General features: G+C 71.2%; 14 protein-coding genes. 6 read left to right on the forward strand and 8 right to left on the reverse strand.

Annotated features, from left to right (window positions below):
- Positions 1 to 102 precede the first annotated feature (102 nt).
- Entirely contained in the window at positions 103 to 1,053 is a 951-nt protein-coding gene (locus tag SANBI_RS12085; protein WP_319155342.1) for a mechanosensitive ion channel family protein, read from the forward strand.
- Between the two features lie 110 nt (positions 1,054 to 1,163).
- On the opposite strand, the gene SANBI_RS12090 is transcribed toward SANBI_RS12085, so the two are convergent.
- Both SANBI_RS12090 and SANBI_RS12095 read right to left on the reverse strand, forming a co-directional pair.
- Positions 1,164 to 1,676 (reverse strand): PTS sugar transporter subunit IIA, encoded by a 513-nt coding sequence (locus tag SANBI_RS12090; protein WP_082543827.1) that lies wholly within the window; start codon positions 1,674 to 1,676, stop codon positions 1,164 to 1,166.
- 14 nt (positions 1,677 to 1,690) lie between these two features.
- Positions 1,691 to 1,921 (reverse strand): glucose PTS transporter subunit EIIB, encoded by a 231-nt coding sequence (locus SANBI_RS12095; protein WP_056129765.1) that lies wholly within the window; start codon positions 1,919 to 1,921, stop codon positions 1,691 to 1,693.
- Between the two features lie 132 nt (positions 1,922 to 2,053).
- Here SANBI_RS12095 and ptsP point away from each other — a divergent pair, with 132 nt between their 5' ends.
- Both ptsP and SANBI_RS12105 read left to right on the forward strand, forming a co-directional pair.
- Positions 2,054 to 3,757, forward strand: a complete 1,704-nt coding sequence (ptsP, locus tag SANBI_RS12100) for a phosphoenolpyruvate--protein phosphotransferase (protein WP_319155343.1) — start codon at positions 2,054 to 2,056, stop codon at positions 3,755 to 3,757.
- Positions 3,758 to 3,917: 160 nt separating this feature from the next.
- On the forward strand, positions 3,918 to 4,481 hold the full coding sequence (locus SANBI_RS12105) for a GNAT family N-acetyltransferase (RefSeq protein WP_319155346.1): 564 nt from the start codon (positions 3,918 to 3,920) through the stop codon (positions 4,479 to 4,481).
- Between the two features lie 26 nt (positions 4,482 to 4,507).
- Here the strand turns inward: SANBI_RS12105 and SANBI_RS12110 are convergent, their stop codons facing one another.
- Entirely contained in the window at positions 4,508 to 6,184 is a 1,677-nt protein-coding gene (locus SANBI_RS12110) for an MFS transporter (RefSeq protein ID WP_319155348.1), read from the reverse strand.
- A gap of 194 nt (positions 6,185 to 6,378) precedes the next feature.
- Between SANBI_RS12110 and SANBI_RS12115 the strand changes: the two genes are divergently transcribed.
- The 3 genes from SANBI_RS12115 to SANBI_RS12125 all read left to right on the forward strand — a co-directional run bounded on the left by SANBI_RS12115 (position 6,379) and on the right by SANBI_RS12125 (position 8,985).
- Positions 6,379 to 6,780: a globin gene (locus SANBI_RS12115; RefSeq protein WP_319155350.1), complete on the forward strand. Its 402-nt coding sequence runs from the start codon at positions 6,379 to 6,381 to the stop codon at positions 6,778 to 6,780.
- Positions 6,781 to 6,789: 9 nt separating this feature from the next.
- Positions 6,790 to 7,704, forward strand: a complete 915-nt coding sequence (locus SANBI_RS12120; protein WP_319155352.1) for an acyl-CoA thioesterase — start codon at positions 6,790 to 6,792, stop codon at positions 7,702 to 7,704.
- A gap of 285 nt (positions 7,705 to 7,989) precedes the next feature.
- The gene (locus SANBI_RS12125; RefSeq protein ID WP_319155355.1) at positions 7,990 to 8,985 is read left to right on the forward strand and encodes a DNA topoisomerase IB; all 996 of its coding nucleotides are present in this window, start codon (positions 7,990 to 7,992) and stop codon (positions 8,983 to 8,985) included.
- On the opposite strand, the gene SANBI_RS12130 is transcribed toward SANBI_RS12125, so the two are convergent.
- The 5 genes from SANBI_RS12130 to SANBI_RS12150 form a co-directional block, all read right to left on the reverse strand.
- Entirely contained in the window at positions 8,960 to 9,478 is a 519-nt protein-coding gene (locus tag SANBI_RS12130; RefSeq protein ID WP_319155357.1) for an acyl-CoA thioesterase, read from the reverse strand. The two genes, SANBI_RS12125 and SANBI_RS12130, sit on opposite strands and share 26 nt — an antisense overlap.
- An 80-nt stretch (positions 9,479 to 9,558) precedes the next feature.
- Positions 9,559 to 11,178 carry a GTPase gene (locus SANBI_RS12135; protein WP_319155359.1) on the reverse strand — a complete coding sequence of 540 codons (1,620 nt, stop codon included), beginning with the start codon at positions 11,176 to 11,178 and terminating at the stop codon, positions 9,559 to 9,561.
- Positions 11,178 to 13,616, reverse strand: coding sequence for a dynamin family protein (locus SANBI_RS12140; RefSeq protein WP_319155361.1), 2,439 nt, complete (start codon positions 13,614 to 13,616; stop codon positions 11,178 to 11,180). Before SANBI_RS12140 ends, SANBI_RS12135 begins: the two co-directional genes overlap by 1 nt.
- 49 nt (positions 13,617 to 13,665) lie before the next feature.
- Positions 13,666 to 15,348, reverse strand: a complete 1,683-nt coding sequence (gene ettA / locus SANBI_RS12145; RefSeq protein ID WP_056129736.1) for an energy-dependent translational throttle protein EttA — start codon at positions 15,346 to 15,348, stop codon at positions 13,666 to 13,668.
- A 177-nt stretch (positions 15,349 to 15,525) separates the two neighbouring features.
- Entirely contained in the window at positions 15,526 to 16,113 is a 588-nt protein-coding gene (locus tag SANBI_RS12150; RefSeq protein WP_319155363.1) for a single-stranded DNA-binding protein, read from the reverse strand.
- Positions 16,114 to 16,229 lie beyond the last annotated feature (116 nt).

The raw sequence follows: 16,229 nt of genomic DNA on the forward strand, positions 1-16,229 counted from the left end.
GCGCGGGCGGTGTGGCGCAGTGCACGCTGTCGCAGATGCTCGTGGGCGTACGTCCACGGGACAGGACGACGCGCGCGCCAGGGTCTGGGTAGCGTGGAGGTCATGGTTCTCTTCTCCACCTTCTCCACCTTCGGCACCGTCAGCGCCGCGGCAGGCACCGAGCCCTTCGACGCCTCGAGCCTGAGCTCGTGGGGCGACTGGTTCGTCGGGACACCGTTGCGCCTGGTGCTCACAGCGCTCGTCGGCCTGGTCGTGCTCGTCCTGCTGCGCCGGATGATCAAGTCCGTCACCGACCACCTGGCGAGCGGTTCGCTCATGGACCGGCGGGGACTGCGCAACCTCGCCGCGACAGGCGTCGGCACGGCGGTGCTGCAGACCAACCCGCTCGCGGCGGCCCGGCGGGCGCAGCGCGCCCGCACGATCGGGTCTGTGCTGCGCTCGACGGCGACCCTCGTGGTCGGGGCCATCGTCGTCCTGATGATGCTCGACGAGGTCGGCGTCAACATCATGCCGCTCGTGGCGTCGGCCGGGGTCGCCGGCGTGGCCCTCGGCTTCGGGGCGCAGAGCCTGGTGAAGGACTTCTTGTCGGGCATGTTCATGCTCTTCGAGGACCAGTACGGGGTCGGCGACACGATCACCGTCGGGGACGTCTCCGGGACCGTCGAGGCCGTCGCGCTGCGCATCACCAAGGTCCGCGACTCCTCGGGCACGCTCTGGTACGTGCGCAACGGCGAGATCCTGCGCGTCGGCAACCGCACCCAGGGATGGGCCCGGGCGACAGTCGAGGTCGGGCTGGCCGTCGACGCCGACCTCGAGCAGGCGCGCGCCGCCCTCACCCGGGCCGGCGCCCGCCTGACCGCCGACCCTGTGCTCAGCACCTATCTGCAGGAGACACCCCGTGTGGTGGGCATCGAGACGCTCAGCGCTGCGGGCGTGACCCTCAACATCGAGGTGCGGACCAACCCGTCGATGCAGTGGGACGTCGCCCGCGCGCTGCGCGAGGCCGTGCGCACGGAGCTGTCCGAGGCAGGTCTGGCCCTCGCAGCCGAGTGAGCGGCCCGGTCGCCCGGCCACCGCGCCCAGGTGCGGACTGCGGGGAATCCCTGCGTCGCGGTCACGAGGCTCCGCGCACAGTCAGGACGGGGTGGTGCGCGGTCGTCTGCTCAGCGCCAGCGGGCGATCTCGTCGCCGCGGCTGACCTGCTGGCCCGGCTCGGCGACCCTGTCGACGTCTGCGGGGTCGCCCTGCAGGGCGATGACGACGCACACCGTGGACATCCCCGCAGCCGCGACGGCGTCAGGGTCCCAGGTGATGAGGTGCTGCCCGGCGGTGACCTGGTCGCCCGAGGCGACGTGCAGCTCGAAGCCCTCGCCGCGCAGCGTCACGGTATCGATGCCGAGATGGACGAGGACCGTGCGCTCGTCGTCGGTCTCGATGGCGAAGGCGTGCGGGTAGAGCGAGCCGATCGTCCCGTCGACGGGAGCCTGGACGACGGTGTCCGTGCCTCCCGTGGCCGAGCGCGGCTCGATGGCCAGACCGGGCCCGACGATCTCTTCTGCGAAGACCTGGTCGGGGACGTCCGCCAGCGCGACGACCTCACCCGACACGGGTGCGACCAACCGCACCGGGGCGGGTGCTGGCTGGTCGGTCACGGCTGCGGCGTCCCCGAGGTCCACTTCTGACGCTCCGGTCAGCGGAGGCCGTCGAGCTCGGCGGCCAGGTTGTCGGCCTCCGGGCCGACGATGACCTGGACGATGCGGCCCGAGCGCACGACGCCGAAGGCGCCTGTCGCCTTGAGGTCGGTCTCGCTGATGAGGTCAGGGTTCGCGACCTCGACACGCAGTCGCGTGATGCACGGCTCCAGGTCGACGACGTTGGCCTGTCCGCCCAGTGCGGCGAGGATCTGCTGTGCCTTGCTCATGAAAGAACTCCTGATAGATCGTGGTCTGCGGATCGATGCCGGCCGTGCTCATCGACTCTGGTCCAAGAGTAGTCGCCTCGACGCGTTTTTACTGCGAGACTGCCTGGAGACTGCGCTGATCAGGAGGTACGGATGGACACCACTGCACCCCGCCCGTCGACGAGGACGGTCTCGGGGATCGGAGTCTGCGCCGGCCTGGTGGCCGGCCCCGTGGTGCACATGCCCCTGCCGATCGCCGAGCCCTCCCCCGGGCTCAGGCTCTCGCCGCGGGAAGACCACCACGCCCGTGCCGCGGCGATCCAGGAGGCGAGCGACCAGGTCACCGCCGACCTCGACGCCGACGCCGCTCGGGCCACGGGCGAGGCCCGCGGCATCCTCGAGGCCACGGCCGCGATCGCCGCGGACCCCACGCTCGTCGCCGACGCCCAGCGCCGGGTCCTCGACGACTACCTGGTCCCCGAGCGCGCCGTGTGGGAGGCCGCGTCCGACGTCGCCGAGCAGTTCGAGGCGCTCGGCGGGTACTTCGCCGAGCGGGTCAGCGACGTGCACGACATCCGCGACAGGCTGGTCGCCCATCTGACCGGACGGCCCAAGCCCGGCCTGCCGAGCTGCGACACGCCCTTCGTGCTCGTGGCGCTCGACCTCGCCCCGTCGGTCACAGCCTCTCTCGACCCTGCCCAGGTCGTCGCGATCGTCACCGACGGCGCTGGACCGACGTCGCACACCGCGATCGTCGCCAACGCCAAGGGCATCCCGGCGGTGGTCGCCGCCCAGGGTGCTCACGACCTCCTCCGCGACGGGCACTTCGCGCTCGTCAACGGCTCGACGGGCATCGTGGTCGCCGACCCGACGGACGACGAGCTCGCGACGGTGCGCGCCGTCGCCGCGAGGTCCCGCACCTTCGACGGCGAGGGTCGGACGAAGGACGGGCACAGGGTCCAGCTGCTCGCGAACATCGGAGACCCCTCCGACGCCGAGCCGGCCGCCCGCGCCGGGGCCGAGGGTGTCGGGTTGTTCCGCTCCGAGTTCTGCTTCCTCGACCGTGAGCAGCCGCCGACCGTCGACGAGCAGGTGATCGCGTACAGGCGCGTGTTCAGCGCCTTCGCCGGTCGCAAGGTCGTCATCCGCACCCTCGACTCCGGGGCGGACAAACCGCTCGCCTTCCTCACGTCCGACGACGAGGAGAACCCCGCGCTCGGCGTCCGCGGGCTTCGGACCGCGCTGCGCTCCCCCGAGCTGCTCGACCAGCAGCTCGAGGCGATCGCCCGGGCTGCCGCCGCAGAGACCGCGCAGGTGTGGGTGATGGCCCCGATGGTCTCGACGGTCACCGAGACCGAGCAGTTCGTCGCCGCGTGCACAGCCCACGGGCTCGACGTCCCGGGCGTGATGATCGAGGTGCCCTCCGCCGCGCTGCTCGCCGGTCCGATCCTCGCGCGGGCCAGCTTTGCGTCGATCGGCACCAACGACCTCACGCAGTACACGATGGCCGCCGACAGGCTGCTCGGGTCCCTCGCCGAGCTGTCGGACCCGTGGCAGCCCGCAGTGCTCCAGCTCGTGGCCGCCACCTGCGCCGGTGGCGCGCAGCAGGGGCGGCCCGTCGGGGTCTGCGGGGAGGCCGCGTCGAACCCTGTCCTCGCCGTCGTGCTCGTCGGGCTCGGCATCACGTCGTTGTCCATGACCGCACGTGCGATCCCCGACGTCGCCGCCGTGCTCGCCGAGGTGACGGTCGAGGAGTGTCGCGAGCTCGCGCTGCTGGCCACGTCGGCCGAGACCGCGCAGGACGCGAAGGCACGGGTACGGTCGCGGCTGTCGGTGCTGGACCAGCTGGGGTTGTGAGTCTCAGGGGGTCTGAGTCTGTGAGTCTCTGACCCTCAGACGCTCTCGTCCTCTCGGGTTCTGCGGCTCTGCCATCTGGTTCTCCGGGGCTGTGCCGCTGTGGTCCCTGGCCTGGCCCTCGCGAAACACTCCCGTCATCTTCGGGCGGCACCATGTCCCGGTGACTCTCGAGATCTCCCGCGCCGACCTGGCCGACCCGCACCTGCACACGTTCCTGGCCGCGCACCTGGCCGACATGGCACCGACCGCCCCTCCCGAGAGCCAGCACGCCCTCGACCTCGACGGCCTGTCGCGGCAGGGCGTCCGGGTCTGGGTCGCGCGCCTCGACGGTGTCCTCGTCGGGACCGGCGCCCTCGCCGACCTCCCAGCCGAGAGCGCCGACGAGCGCGAGGGCGACGACGAGGACGAAGAGCGCGGCGACCGCAGCAGCCGACGCGGCAGCGGCCACGACGGGCACCGTGCACCGGAGAGTTCCCACGCCGAGCTCAAGAGCATGCGCACCGACCCGGCCCGTCGCGGCGAGGGGATCGCCTCCCAGATGCTCGCGCACCTCGTCGAGGACGCGCGCAGCCGAGGGGTCCGCCGGATCTCCCTCGAGACCGGCAGCATGGAGTTCTTCGCTCCAGCCCGCCGGTTCTACGCCGCAGCCGGCTTCGTGGAGTGCCCGCCCTTCGGGAGCTACGTGGACGACCCGCACAGCGTGTTCATGACCCTCGAGCTCTGAGACCGAGGTGCGACCGAGAGACCCTCTCAGCCACGCTCCGGGCTCGCGGCCGTCTCGTCGTCGATCGCGTCAGGGTCGTCGGGCTCGAGGACCTCGGGGAGGTCCCCCGGACGGACCTTGGGCATCCGTCCGGCCGGGACGATCGCGAGCGTCGCGATGCCCGCGAGCGCGAGCAGCGAGATCTGGAGTGCTCGCAGCCGTGCCTCGCTGTTGACCTCGATCGCCGCGGCCAGCTCGACGGGGTTGGCTGTCGTGCGCGCCAGGATCTCGGCGACCTGGGCGTTGCTGAGGAAGTTCACGTCGTCCAGGTCGACCTGCGCGACGAGGCCGGGTGGGATCTCGGGGTGCTGGGCGGCGGCGCTCGCCACGGTCGAGGCGAGCACACCGACCGCGAAGGCGCTCGCGACAGCGATGCCGACGCTCCCCGACAGGTTGTGCACCAGCCCTCGCCACGCCCCGACGTCACCGGCGAGCTCGCGCGGCGCCGAGGACAGCAGGGTGTTGAACACCAGGGCGACGATCGCCCCCTGCCCCAGGCCCAGCAGGACCAGACCGAGCACGACGAGCACCTGGCCCCAGTCGTTCTTGATGGTGAAGGCGAGCAGCACGAGGGCGAGGGCGACGACGACGAAGCCGCAGCGGGCCAGCAGGCTCGGCGAGTACTGCGCGTAGAGGTACGCGACGAAGGTGCTGGCGAGGAAGATCGACAACGTGTACGGGATGATCGAGAACGACGTCTGGATGCTGGAGCGCCCCTGCACCACCTGGATGTAGAGCGGGATGAGGAAGTTCGCGGCTGTCCCGACGAACAGCATGATGGCCATGCATGCCGTGACGGCCTTCTCCGAGCCCGTCGCGAGGACCCGCAGGTCGAAGATCCGCGACTGCCTGGCGTCCTGGCGTCGGCGCACCCAGCGGAAGAAGACCTGCCCGAGCACAGCCCCCACGATGACGAGCACGAAGGCGGGCGAGAGGCCGAGGACCTCGACGGGGGCCTGCGGGGTGGCGAGGACGACGCCCCACGAGCCCAGACCGCTGAATCCGAAGCTCAGCGCGATGATCGCGGCGGCGGCGATCCCGGCTCCGACCCAGTCGATCGACAGCCCGGGCTGCGGGGGAACAGGCTTGAGGCGGAAGCTCAGCGCGAGGTTCACGGCGCCGAGGGCCACCATGAGCGCGAAGGAGTACCGCCAGCCGATGGTCGTCGCGAAGGTCCCCGCGACGAGCAGCGCGAGGACCCCGGCCGCCGGGATCGCGGCGGCCAGCAGGCCGATCGCCTTGGCCTGCTGCGGACCGTGATAGCTGGTCGCGATGAACACCGTGAGGGCCGGGGCGATGAGGGCGATGACAGCGCCCGAGGACGCCTGGGCGACGAAGAGCATCGCGGGGCTCTGGCTGAGCGCGACGCCTGCCATCGCGAGCGCGTGGATCGCGACGGCCACCTGGAAGACCGTGCGCGACCCGTACCTGGCACCGACCTTGGCGCCGAGCAGGATGAAGGCGGCCATCGCGAAGGTCCCGGCGGTGATCGCCGTGCCGACCGACGTCGCGGGGGTGCTCAGGTCTGTGGTGATCCCCTCCATCGACACCGTGAGCGCGTTGACGGCGAAGGACGCCTGGATCTGGGTGAGGACGACGACGAGCAGCGGCAGCCACGGTGCGGCCTGCGTCGTGTGCGTGGTCTGGGACGGTGAGGCGCTCATCTGGACCCTCCGATCAGGGAGGACGCGCACGCGGTCTCCTGGCTCGAACGTAGGAGCACAGGGGGTCCGCTGGCAAGCATCTCGTGACGTGGGTCACAGGGTGGCGTGCGGGCCTGCCCGATCACGACGGTCCCGGGCCGCTCGACCCGGGTGAGCGTGCGCGAGCCGGACGGGAACTTTGCGATGATGGCTGGGTGAGCGACCAGACCCCCGGACAGACCGACGTCTTCTACGACCAGGTCGGCGGCCACGAGACCTTCGTCAGGCTGGTCGACGCCTTCTACGAGGGCGTGGCCGAGGACGAGATCTTGCGTCCCATGTACCCCGAGGCAGACCTCGGGCCCGCCAAGGAACGCATGACGCTGTTCCTCGAGCAGTACTGGGGCGGTCCGACGACCTACTCCGACACCCGCGGGCACCCGCGGCTGCGGATGCGGCACGCGCCCTTCAAGGTCAACCCGGAGGCTCGTGACCACTGGTTGCTGCACATGCGCAGGGCCGTCGACTCTCTCGACCTCCCGCCGCTGCACCGCGCCACCCTGTGGGACTACCTCGACCGGGCTGCCCACTCACTCATCAACACCTTCGACGAGTAGGAGTCCCGCGTGACCGACCAGACCGAGGCCACAGTGCAGACCGTCTCGCCCGACCAGACGGCCCCGCACGACCCGCTCGCTCATCTGCTGTCCGTCCTCGACCTGCAGTACCTCGGGGCCGAGACCGGAGAAGACGTCTACTCCGGCGCGAGCGTGCACCAGCCCAACGGTCGTGTCTACGGAGGTCAGGTCCTCGCCCAGGCACTCCTCGCCGCCGGGGCGACCGTGGACCGCGGTCGTCTCCCCCACTCGCTGCACGGATACTTCCTGCGGGCCGGAGACATCCAGCAGCCCGTGGACTTCGCCGTCGAGCGCCTGCGGGACGGCCGCTCCTTCAGCGCCCGCCGGACGCACGCGTACCAGAGCGGCAGCGCGATCCTCTCGATGATCGCCTCCTTCCAGGAGCTCCAGGAGGGCGTCGAGCACTCCTCGGCCATGCCTGACGTCCCCGCCCCCGACGAGGTCCGCTCCGCTCAGGAGGAGCTGGGCGCCATCGACCACCCTGTCGCAGACTTCTGGTCGCGGCAGAGCGCCTTCGACGTCCGTCACGTCGAAGGCTCCCTGTACCTCGGCCCGCGCGGCGAGCAGACCGACCGCCAGTGCGTGTGGATGCGGGCCCGCGGAGAGGTCCCGGCCGACCAGCTGATGCACCGCGCACTCCTCATGTACGCGTGCGACCAGATCATGCTCGAGCCCGTCCTGCGCAAGGGTGGCAACAGCTGGATGACCCCGGGCCTGAGCGTCGCGAGCCTGGACCACGCCATGTGGTGGCACCGCGACGTGCACGTCGACGAGTGGTTGCTGTTCGTCCAGGGGTCCCCGTCGGCGCAGGGCGGCCGAGGGCTCGGGACGGCCGAGGTGTTCACGCAGGAAGGTGTGCTCGTCGCGAGCGTGGCCCAGGAGGGCATGGTCCGCGTGCCGTAGGCTGCGCGGCGCTGGGGCCGGGTCTCGCGCTGGCTCTTGCGCCGGGTCCCGCTCTGGCCCGGGCTCTGAACTGGTTCTGGGCGGGAACCCGCTCTGGCTCTGGTTGTGGTTCTGGGCAGGAACCCGCTCTGGCTCTGGTTGTGGTTCTGGGCGGGAACCCGCTCTGGCTCTGGTTGTGGTTCTGCACAGGCTCTTGCTCTGGTTCTGGCTCTGGCTCTGGCTCTGGCTCTGGCTCTGCACAGGCTTCAGGATGCTGCGCCGCTCGCGCGGGGTCAGAATCGTCCCATGCCTCGCCTCCGCCGTGTCACCGTCTCCCAGCCCGGCATCTCCCGCCGGCGCAGCGGGAGCGGCTTCAGCTATGTCGACTCCTCGGGTCAGCGCGTCGAGGATCCCGAGGTGCTCGAGCGCTGCCGTGACCTCGTCGTCCCGCCAGCCTGGGAGCAGGTGTGGATCTGCCCGTACCCCAACGGGCACGTGCAGGCCTACGGGGTCGACGCCGCCGGGCGCGGCCAGTACATCTACCACCCGCAGTGGCGCGAGCGCCGCGACCGGGCCAAGCACGACCATGCCCTCGAGGTCGGGTCGAGGCTGCCGGGTGCTCGAGGGCGGGTGACCCGCGACCTCCAGCTGCCCGGCATGCCGCGGGACAAGGCCCTCGCTGTCGTCTTCAGGCTGCTCGACGTCGGGCTCTTCCGCCTCGGCGGCGAGTCCTATGCCGCGAAGAACGACAGCCACGGCGTCTCGACCCTGCTGCGCTCTCATGTCACCGCCCGACGCGACGGGACGGTGAGGTTCCAGTTCCCGGCGAAGTCCGGCAAGGACCAGGACATCACGATCGACGACCCCGACGTCCACGCGGCCGTCCGGACCTTCCTGCGTCGTCGGGACCCCTCCGACAGGTTGGTCGCCTGGCGCAAGCCCGGCAGCCCCGCGACGTGGCACACAGTCTCCTCGGCCGACGTCTCCGGCTACGTCAAGGAGCGCCTCGGCTCCGACGCGAGCGCGAAGGTGTTCAGGACCTGGCACGCCACCGTCCTCGCGGCCCAGCTGCTCGAGGCGGCCGGGCCCGCGCCCTCGTCCGACCGCAAGCGCAGGACTGTCGTCACCGGCGTGGTGCGCACGGTCGCCGGTGAGCTCGGGAACACCCCGACGGTCGCCCGCGCGTCCTACATCGACCCGCGTCTGTTCGACCTGTGGGAGCGTGGCTCGACCATCCCGCCGTGCAGCACCCGCTCGGCCGCCGAGGCTGCGGTGATCAGGCTCCTCGGCGACGGAAGCTGACGGGCTCCCCGACGAAGGGCTCCCACGCAGCGCGCTCGTGAGGGGCGATGCGGCGCGGTGAACCCGTCTCGGCCGAGACGAGGACGATCGTGGTGACGGCCCGTGCGACGGGTCGTGCGGTCGACCCCGGGCCCGATCGCTCGGTCGGGCTCGAGTCGTCGTGCACCTCGTAGCAGACGTCGAGGCTCGCGCCGCCCATGTGCCCGATCCACATCTCGACCCGCACAGGTCGCCTGGCGAAGCCGAGAGGCCGCAGGTACTCGATCTCCTGACGGGCCACGAAGGTGTGGGAGGAGGCACCGGGACCGGAGTCGAGGACGGCTGTCGGCCAGGCGTCGTGCGCGGCGGCCGGTGACGCCTCTTCTGCGGGATGGGCCCAGAAGGCCGTGATCCGCGCCTCTTCGAGGATGCGGAACATCTCGACGTTGTTGACGTGGCCGTAGGCGTCGAGGTCGGACCACCTGAGCTGGACGGGGACGAAGAGACGAGTCACCCGACAAGTTCAGCACACCTCGGGTGGGACCTCGTGACGCTGCCCAGCACAGGCCGCCTCCCGGCCGGACGCTGGTCCGGTCAGCGGGCCGCGAGGGCCGCGGCCGCTCGGCACTCGTCCAGGAGGTGCCGCTGGGCTTCGACAGGCTCGACGACCGACAGGCTCGCGACCGCCGAGACCTGGACCCGGAGCCGCCGTTCTGCGCGCCTGGCCGCCCTGTTCGCGCCGATGTAGGACAGCAGCCGTGCGATGAGGGCGAGGATCACGCCGAGGAGCAGGCCGACGACCACCAGCAGCGTCGGGATGGGGTATCCCTCGATGTCCGGCGAGCTCGCCACGGGCAGCTGGATGAAGGACAGCACCGCAAGGCCCGCGAGCCAGAGCACCCCGACGAGCAGCACGGCCACCGCGGCCCACTGCACGGCCGACGCGACCGACCACCAGCGGGGACGCCGCTCCCCGTCGAGCTCGGTCCGTGCGACAGCCTGGTCGAGGGCGTCGGGCAGCCCGTCGTCCCGGACGAGTGCGCGCGTGGCCAGCACCCACGGGGCCGGTGCTCCGGCCGAGGCACCGTCGACGTACTCCCGGACGGCTGTGTGGGTCTTGGCAGCCATCGCCGCGTCCATGGGCGGCAGAGACGTGCGACTCAGCTCGGTCCGCACGTCACGGCGCAGCAGGTTGAGCCGCCGCAGAGGGTCAGAGCGCAACCGTCCGACCCACCGTGTCAACGGCCACCCCGTGGCAGCCCGGGCGCGCAGCAAGGACGACGCGCGGACCGCGTCGACCACCACGTCGGCCCGTGCCGCGTGCAGCAGCGCCGTCGTCAGCTCGCCTCGGGCTGCGGCCCGGTTGCGCACCTCGCGCGCGGGGCCGCACTCCTGCGAGACACGCTCGGCAGCAGCCCGCACGTCGGCGAGCAGTCGAGAGGTCGCGGCCTCGCGGGCGGCTGCGGCCGAGGCAACGAGCGAGCGCAGCTCCCCCACGCCTTGTCCGGTGACAGCAGAGAGACCGATGACGGGGCACGACCCGAGCCCGTCCTGGGCTGCGAGACGGCGCAGGTCCGCCAGGCACTGGAGCTGGTCGACGTGCGAGAGCCTGTCGATCTGGTTGAGCACCAGGACGACGACGCCGGCATGACCGGCAAGTGGGCGCAGGTACTGCTCGTGGAGGACGGCGTCGGCGTACTTCTGCGGGTCGACCACCCAGACGAGCAGGTCGGCACGGTCCACGAGGAGGTCGGAGCGCACCCGGTGCTCGACGACCACGGAGTCGTGGTCTGGCAGGTCGAGGAGGACCAGACCCTGGTTGTCGGCTCCGGGCTCGAGGAAGGTCCGCAACGGGACGTCGAGCCAGTCGAGCAGCCGGGACGCCGCCTGCGCCCCCTGCGGGTCTGCCTCCCAGACTGCCGCCATCGCCCGCGAGGTGGTCGGCCGGCGGACCCCCGGGGTCGCCAGGTCGTGACCGGCGAGCACGTTGAAGATGGAGGACTTCCCCGAGCCCGTCGAGCCTGCCAGCGCGACGACGGTGTGGTCGACCGACTGGTCCAGCCTCGCACGGGCGTGCGCGGCGACCTGCTCACCCCGCTCGACCGTGGGCCCGTCGAGCCATCCGCGCCCGGCCTCGAGAGCACTCTCGAGTGCCTGGACCCGCAGGGTCAGCGCCTCGCTCCGGCGGCGGCCAGAGGTAGCGAGAGCCCGCATCAGCGCGGACCTTCCCGGTCGTCTGGTGCTGGTGCTGGTGCTGGTGCTGGTGCTGGTGCTGGTGCTGGTGCTGGTGCTGGTGCTGGTGCTGGTGCTGGTGCTCGGAGAGTGTCGTCCCGTCGGGACGCGTCTGTGCGGTCGACGTCGCCCGAGCGGGTCTCGACGACGGTCGGACCGCTGGCCTGTGAGCCTGCCGCCGGCCAGCCGCTCGGAGCCGGCGGGACCGAGGGCTGCCCGGCGTCCTGACGGTCCGCCCGACGGTGCCAGAACCTGCTGAGCATGCCGCGACGTGCGGGAGGCAGCGGTGGTGGTGGCACCGGAGCAGCGTACGGGCTCTCGACGATCTCGAGGTCGGCCCCCCGCAGACGTCCGACCCGCACCCGCTCGTCCGCCTCGAGCGTCCCACCTGCGCCGGCGCTCGCGCCGCCGACGTAATCGCCCGTGACGGCTCCGTCGAGCGGCACCGTCGTCGGGTGCAACGACGGGGTCGCCCGACCGGCCCATCCCTGGGCAGCGGCACGCTGGACGGCGTACGCCCTGGCCCTCAGCTCCGGGCCCGCACCTCGACCTGGGCCCTGTGTCGAGCTGGCCGGGTCCGTCGCGGTGTCGCTCCCCGGGCGGGTGGTAGACCCTGACGCCTGGCCAGCACCGTGGGACATCCCGCCCTGTCCGGCCGGCGTGCCGCGCTCCCCGCCACCGAAGGCCTCGTCGATCCGTGAGGTGAACCGCGCAGCCTCGGCGTCGAGGAGCACACGGACGCGTCGGGTGAGCAGCCCGTGCGCGTCGCGCGCGAGCGCACGCACGGCATCGTCCCCGAACACACCTTCGAGGAGACGCTGGGCGAGGAGCACCGACCCGCCCGCGATCCCGACCTCGGCGCCCGTGAGCCCTCCGGTCGAGGCGAAGACCACGATCATGAGTGCTGCGCCGATCCCGTTGACCCCGACGGCCAGGACCCGTGCCCGTCCGCGCTTGGAGGCGCCGCGCTCGGACACGAGGGCGAGCACGTCACCCTGCCAGCCGCGGACCTGCTCCGCGAGGTCCTGGCGCAGAGTGCCCGAGGCCCTCGAGAGGTCGAGAGAGGGGCCCAGCGCGGCACCGGCGGTGTCGTCCTGCCACGCCGAGTAGGACCGTTCTGCCGCTCGGTCCGCGGCGTCGAAGACGATCGCCTCGAGGTTGCTGCTGATCGCGACCGCCACCTTGGGCGCGCTCCCTGGGCGGCCGCGGAAGAACCCGCTGACAGCGTCACGGACGCGGCCGATCCGCTCTTCGACCCCGCGCATGAACTCACCGGTCCCGACGAAGTCCTGCCAGCGTGAGAGCACCTCACCACGCAGCATGGACCCGTCGGAGGTCGATGTGCTGATCTCGCGCGCCGCCTCGTCGTAGGCGCGCTCGACGGTCCGCCGCAGGGCAGAGGCCACGGCGTCCTGGGCGTCGGCGGCGTCGGCGAGCACGAGCGCCCGGCCCACGAGGTCGTCCACGACCCCGTCCCGGGTCGCGGCCACGACGGCGTCGCGGGCTGTCGCGTCGCTCCCGACAGCAGTCAGCCAGCGCGACACCGGCGCGACGAGGCTGACGGGGAGCAGACCGTCCACGAGGGACGTCTCCCGGATCACGAAGACCGGGGCGTGACCGAGCCCGCGCGCGGCGAGCATCTCGCGGAGGTGGTCGGCGACGACCTCCGCCCCGGGGTCGATCCTGTCGACGACGATCGCGACCTGCGCGCGTCGGGAGGCACCCTCGTCGAGGAGCTCCCACGGGACGGCGTCGGCGTAGCGGGCGGCCGTGGTGACGAAGAGCCAGAGGTCGGCCGCGGCCAGCAGCTGAGCGGCGAGCTCTCGGTTGCCGGCGACGACCGAGTCGACGTCGGGGGCGTCGAGGATCGCGAGACCGCGCGGCAGCGCCTCGGACGGGACCAGGCGCAGAGAGCGCGAGGGCCTGTCGTCACCGTGCTGGCGACGGTCCGGGCTGCGACCGGGCCCCGACGCGCCGTGCGGGGGTGGGGGCGGCACGCTGGACGGGGTCCCGCCCGTCTCGCGAGCGAGGTGAGGGAAGATCCGGTCGCTCGTGAACCACTCCGTGTCGAGCGGGTGGTGGACGAGGACCGGCGACCGGGTCGTCGGGCGCAGCGCTCCGGGTGCGGTGACCCGCTCTCCGAGGATCGAGTTGACGAGCGTCGACTTGCCGGCGCCTGTCGACCCGCCGACGACGACGAGCATCGGTGCGTCCTGCGACCTGAGCCGCGGGAGCAGATAGTCGTCGAGCTGGTCGAGGGCCTTGGTCCGCTCAGCCCGTGCCCTCGGAGCGGTGACCGTCTCGAGCGGGAACCCCGCCCTGTGGATCGCGGACCGCAGGTCCGTCAGAGACGACACCAGGTCGACGACGACGCGATCGTCGTCGTCGACCTGGTGCGCGTGCGGCGATCCGTCTGTCATGGATGCAGTCTGCCGGAGTTTCCCCTGGTCCACACCCGTGGCAGACAGATCAGTCGCGGGTGAGCTTGCGGTGCGTGACGCGGTGCGGACGTGCGGCGTCGTCACCGAGGCGCGCGACCTTGTTCTCCTCGTACGAGGCGAAGTTCCCCTCGAACCAGTACCAGGACGCGGGGTTCTCCTCGGTGCCCTCGTAGGCGAGGATGTGGGTCGCGACCCTGTCGAGGAACCAGCGGTCGTGAGAGACCACGACGGCGCAGCCCGGGAACTCCAGCAGAGCGTTCTCGAGCGAGCCGAGGGTCTCGACGTCGAGGTCGTTGGTGGGCTCGTCGAGCAGCAGGAGGTTCCCGCCCTGCTTGAGGGTGAGCGCCAGGTTCAGACGGTTGCGCTCTCCACCGGAGAGCACGCCTGCGGCCTTCTGCTGGTCCGGGCCCTTGAAGCCGAAGGCGGCCACGTAGGCCCGCGACGGCATCTCGACGTTGCCGACCTTGATGTAGTCGTTGCCGTCGGAGACGACCTCCCAGAGCGACTTCTTCGGGTCGATGCCACCACGCGACTGGTCGACGTAGGAGATCGAGACCGTCTCACCGATCTTCAGCTCGCCACCGTCGAGGGGCTCGAGGCCGACGATCGTCTTGAAGAGCGTCGTCTTACCCACACCGTTCGGGCCGATGACCCCCACGATGCCGTTGCGCGGCAGCGTGAAGGAGAGCCCGTCGATGAGGGTGCGACCGTCGAAGCCCTTGTTGAGGTCGTTGGCCTCGATGACCACGCTGCCCAGACGCGGGCCCGGCGGGATCTGGATCTCTTCGAAGTCCAGCTTGCGGGTGCGGTCTGCCTCGGCGGCCATCTCTTCGTAGCGCGCCAGACGAGCCTTCGACTTGGTCTGACGGCCCTTGGCGTTCATCCGGACCCACTCGAGCTCGTCGGCAAGACGCTTGGCGAGCTTGAGGTCCTTCTTGCCCTGGACCTTGAGGCGCTCGCCCTTCTTCTCGAGGTAGGTCGAGTAGTTGCCCTCGTAGGGGTACAGGCGTCCGCGGTCGACCTCGCAGATCCACTCCGCGACGTGGTCGAGGAAGTACCTGTCGTGGGTGACGGCGAGGATCGCGCCGGCGTAGGAGGACAGGTGCTGCTCGAGCCAGAGGACCGACTCGGCGTCGAGGTGGTTGGTGGGCTCGTCGAGGAGCAGCAGGTCGGGCTTCTCGAGGAGGAGCTTGCAGAGCGCCACGCGGCGGCGCTCACCACCGGAGAGGACCTTGACGTCGGCGTCCGGCGGCGGGCACCGCAACGCGTCCATCGCCTGCTCGAGCTGCGCGTCGAGGTCCCACGCGTCGGCGTGGTCGAGCGCCTCCTGGAGCTCTCCCATCTCGGCGAGCAGGGTGTCGAAGTCCGCGTCGGGCTCAGCCATGAGGGCCGAGATCTCGTTGAAGCGGTCCAGCTTGCCCTTGATCTCTGCGACGCCCTCTTCGACGTTGCCCAGGACGGTCTTCTCCTCGTTGAGCGGCGGCTCCTGCAGGAGGATGCCGACGGAGAAGCCTGGAGACAGGCGTGCCTCGCCGTTGGAGGGCTGCTCGAGCCCCGCCATGATCTTGAGGATGGTCGACTTGCCGGCACCGTTGGGGCCGACGACCCCGATCTTCGCTCCGGGGAGGAAGTTCAGCGTCACGTCATCGAGGATGACCTTGTCGCCGTGCGCCTTGCGCGTCTTGTACATGGAGTAGATGAACTCAGCCACTGGCTCTCTGTCCGCCTCATGCTCGTCGGGCGCAGGAGCGGGTTCGCTCGCGCGCAGTTCTAGGGGATGCCCGCCGCTCGCCGCACGACCGCAGCCCTGCCGACGACGCACGACTGGTGCGAGGTCGAGAGGAGACCACGGGGCCGAGCGACCCGGCGGGATGCTCGACCCCCCAGCCTACGCGCTCACGGCCGGGACCGTCTCGGAGGGCTCCGACGCCGACCTGTCGACCTGCGCACGGCTCCCGTCGACCAACCACGGGTCCTCGGCGGACGAGTCGAGGGGTGCTGCGTCGAGAGGGTCGAGAGGTGCGGTGAGGAGAGGGTCGAGCGGTGAGCCGCCGGACGGCGTCGAGGTGCTCACCTCGGCGCCGGTCGGGTGGACGGCCTCTCCCCCGGCCTGGTGGACCGTGTGCCGGAACGTGGCCTGACCCCGGGTGAGGTCCGGGCCGAGCGCGTCAGCCTCGATCACCAGCGTCGTCCGAGGTCCGTCGGGCGACTCCCACACCTCGGTCGACAGGGCACCGTGGACGACCACCGGGTCAGACCTGCGCAAGGACTCGGCGACGTTGACAGCAGCGCTGCGCCACGTCTTGACCGTGAACCAGGTCGTCGCGCCGTCGACCCAGCTCTCCTGGGACCTGTCGAAGTAGCGCTTCGTGCTGCCGAGACGGAACACTGTGAACGACGTGCCGTTCTGCGTGACGACGTGGCGTGGCTGGGTCCCGACCCAGCCGGAGACGGTGATCTTGCTGTCGATGCTCATAGGTCCTCCACGACCGCGGACGTCCTGGTCGGACGTCGAGAGGACCGAGCATCTCGCGACCTGGTTGCGCTCGACGAGGAGTCTGCGGGGCGCTGTGGACGACGGCTGTCCAGACG

It is taken from the genome of Sanguibacter biliveldensis (assembly GCF_033798665.1).
Classification (GTDB): Bacteria; Actinomycetota; Actinomycetes; order Actinomycetales; family Cellulomonadaceae; genus Sanguibacter; species Sanguibacter inulinus.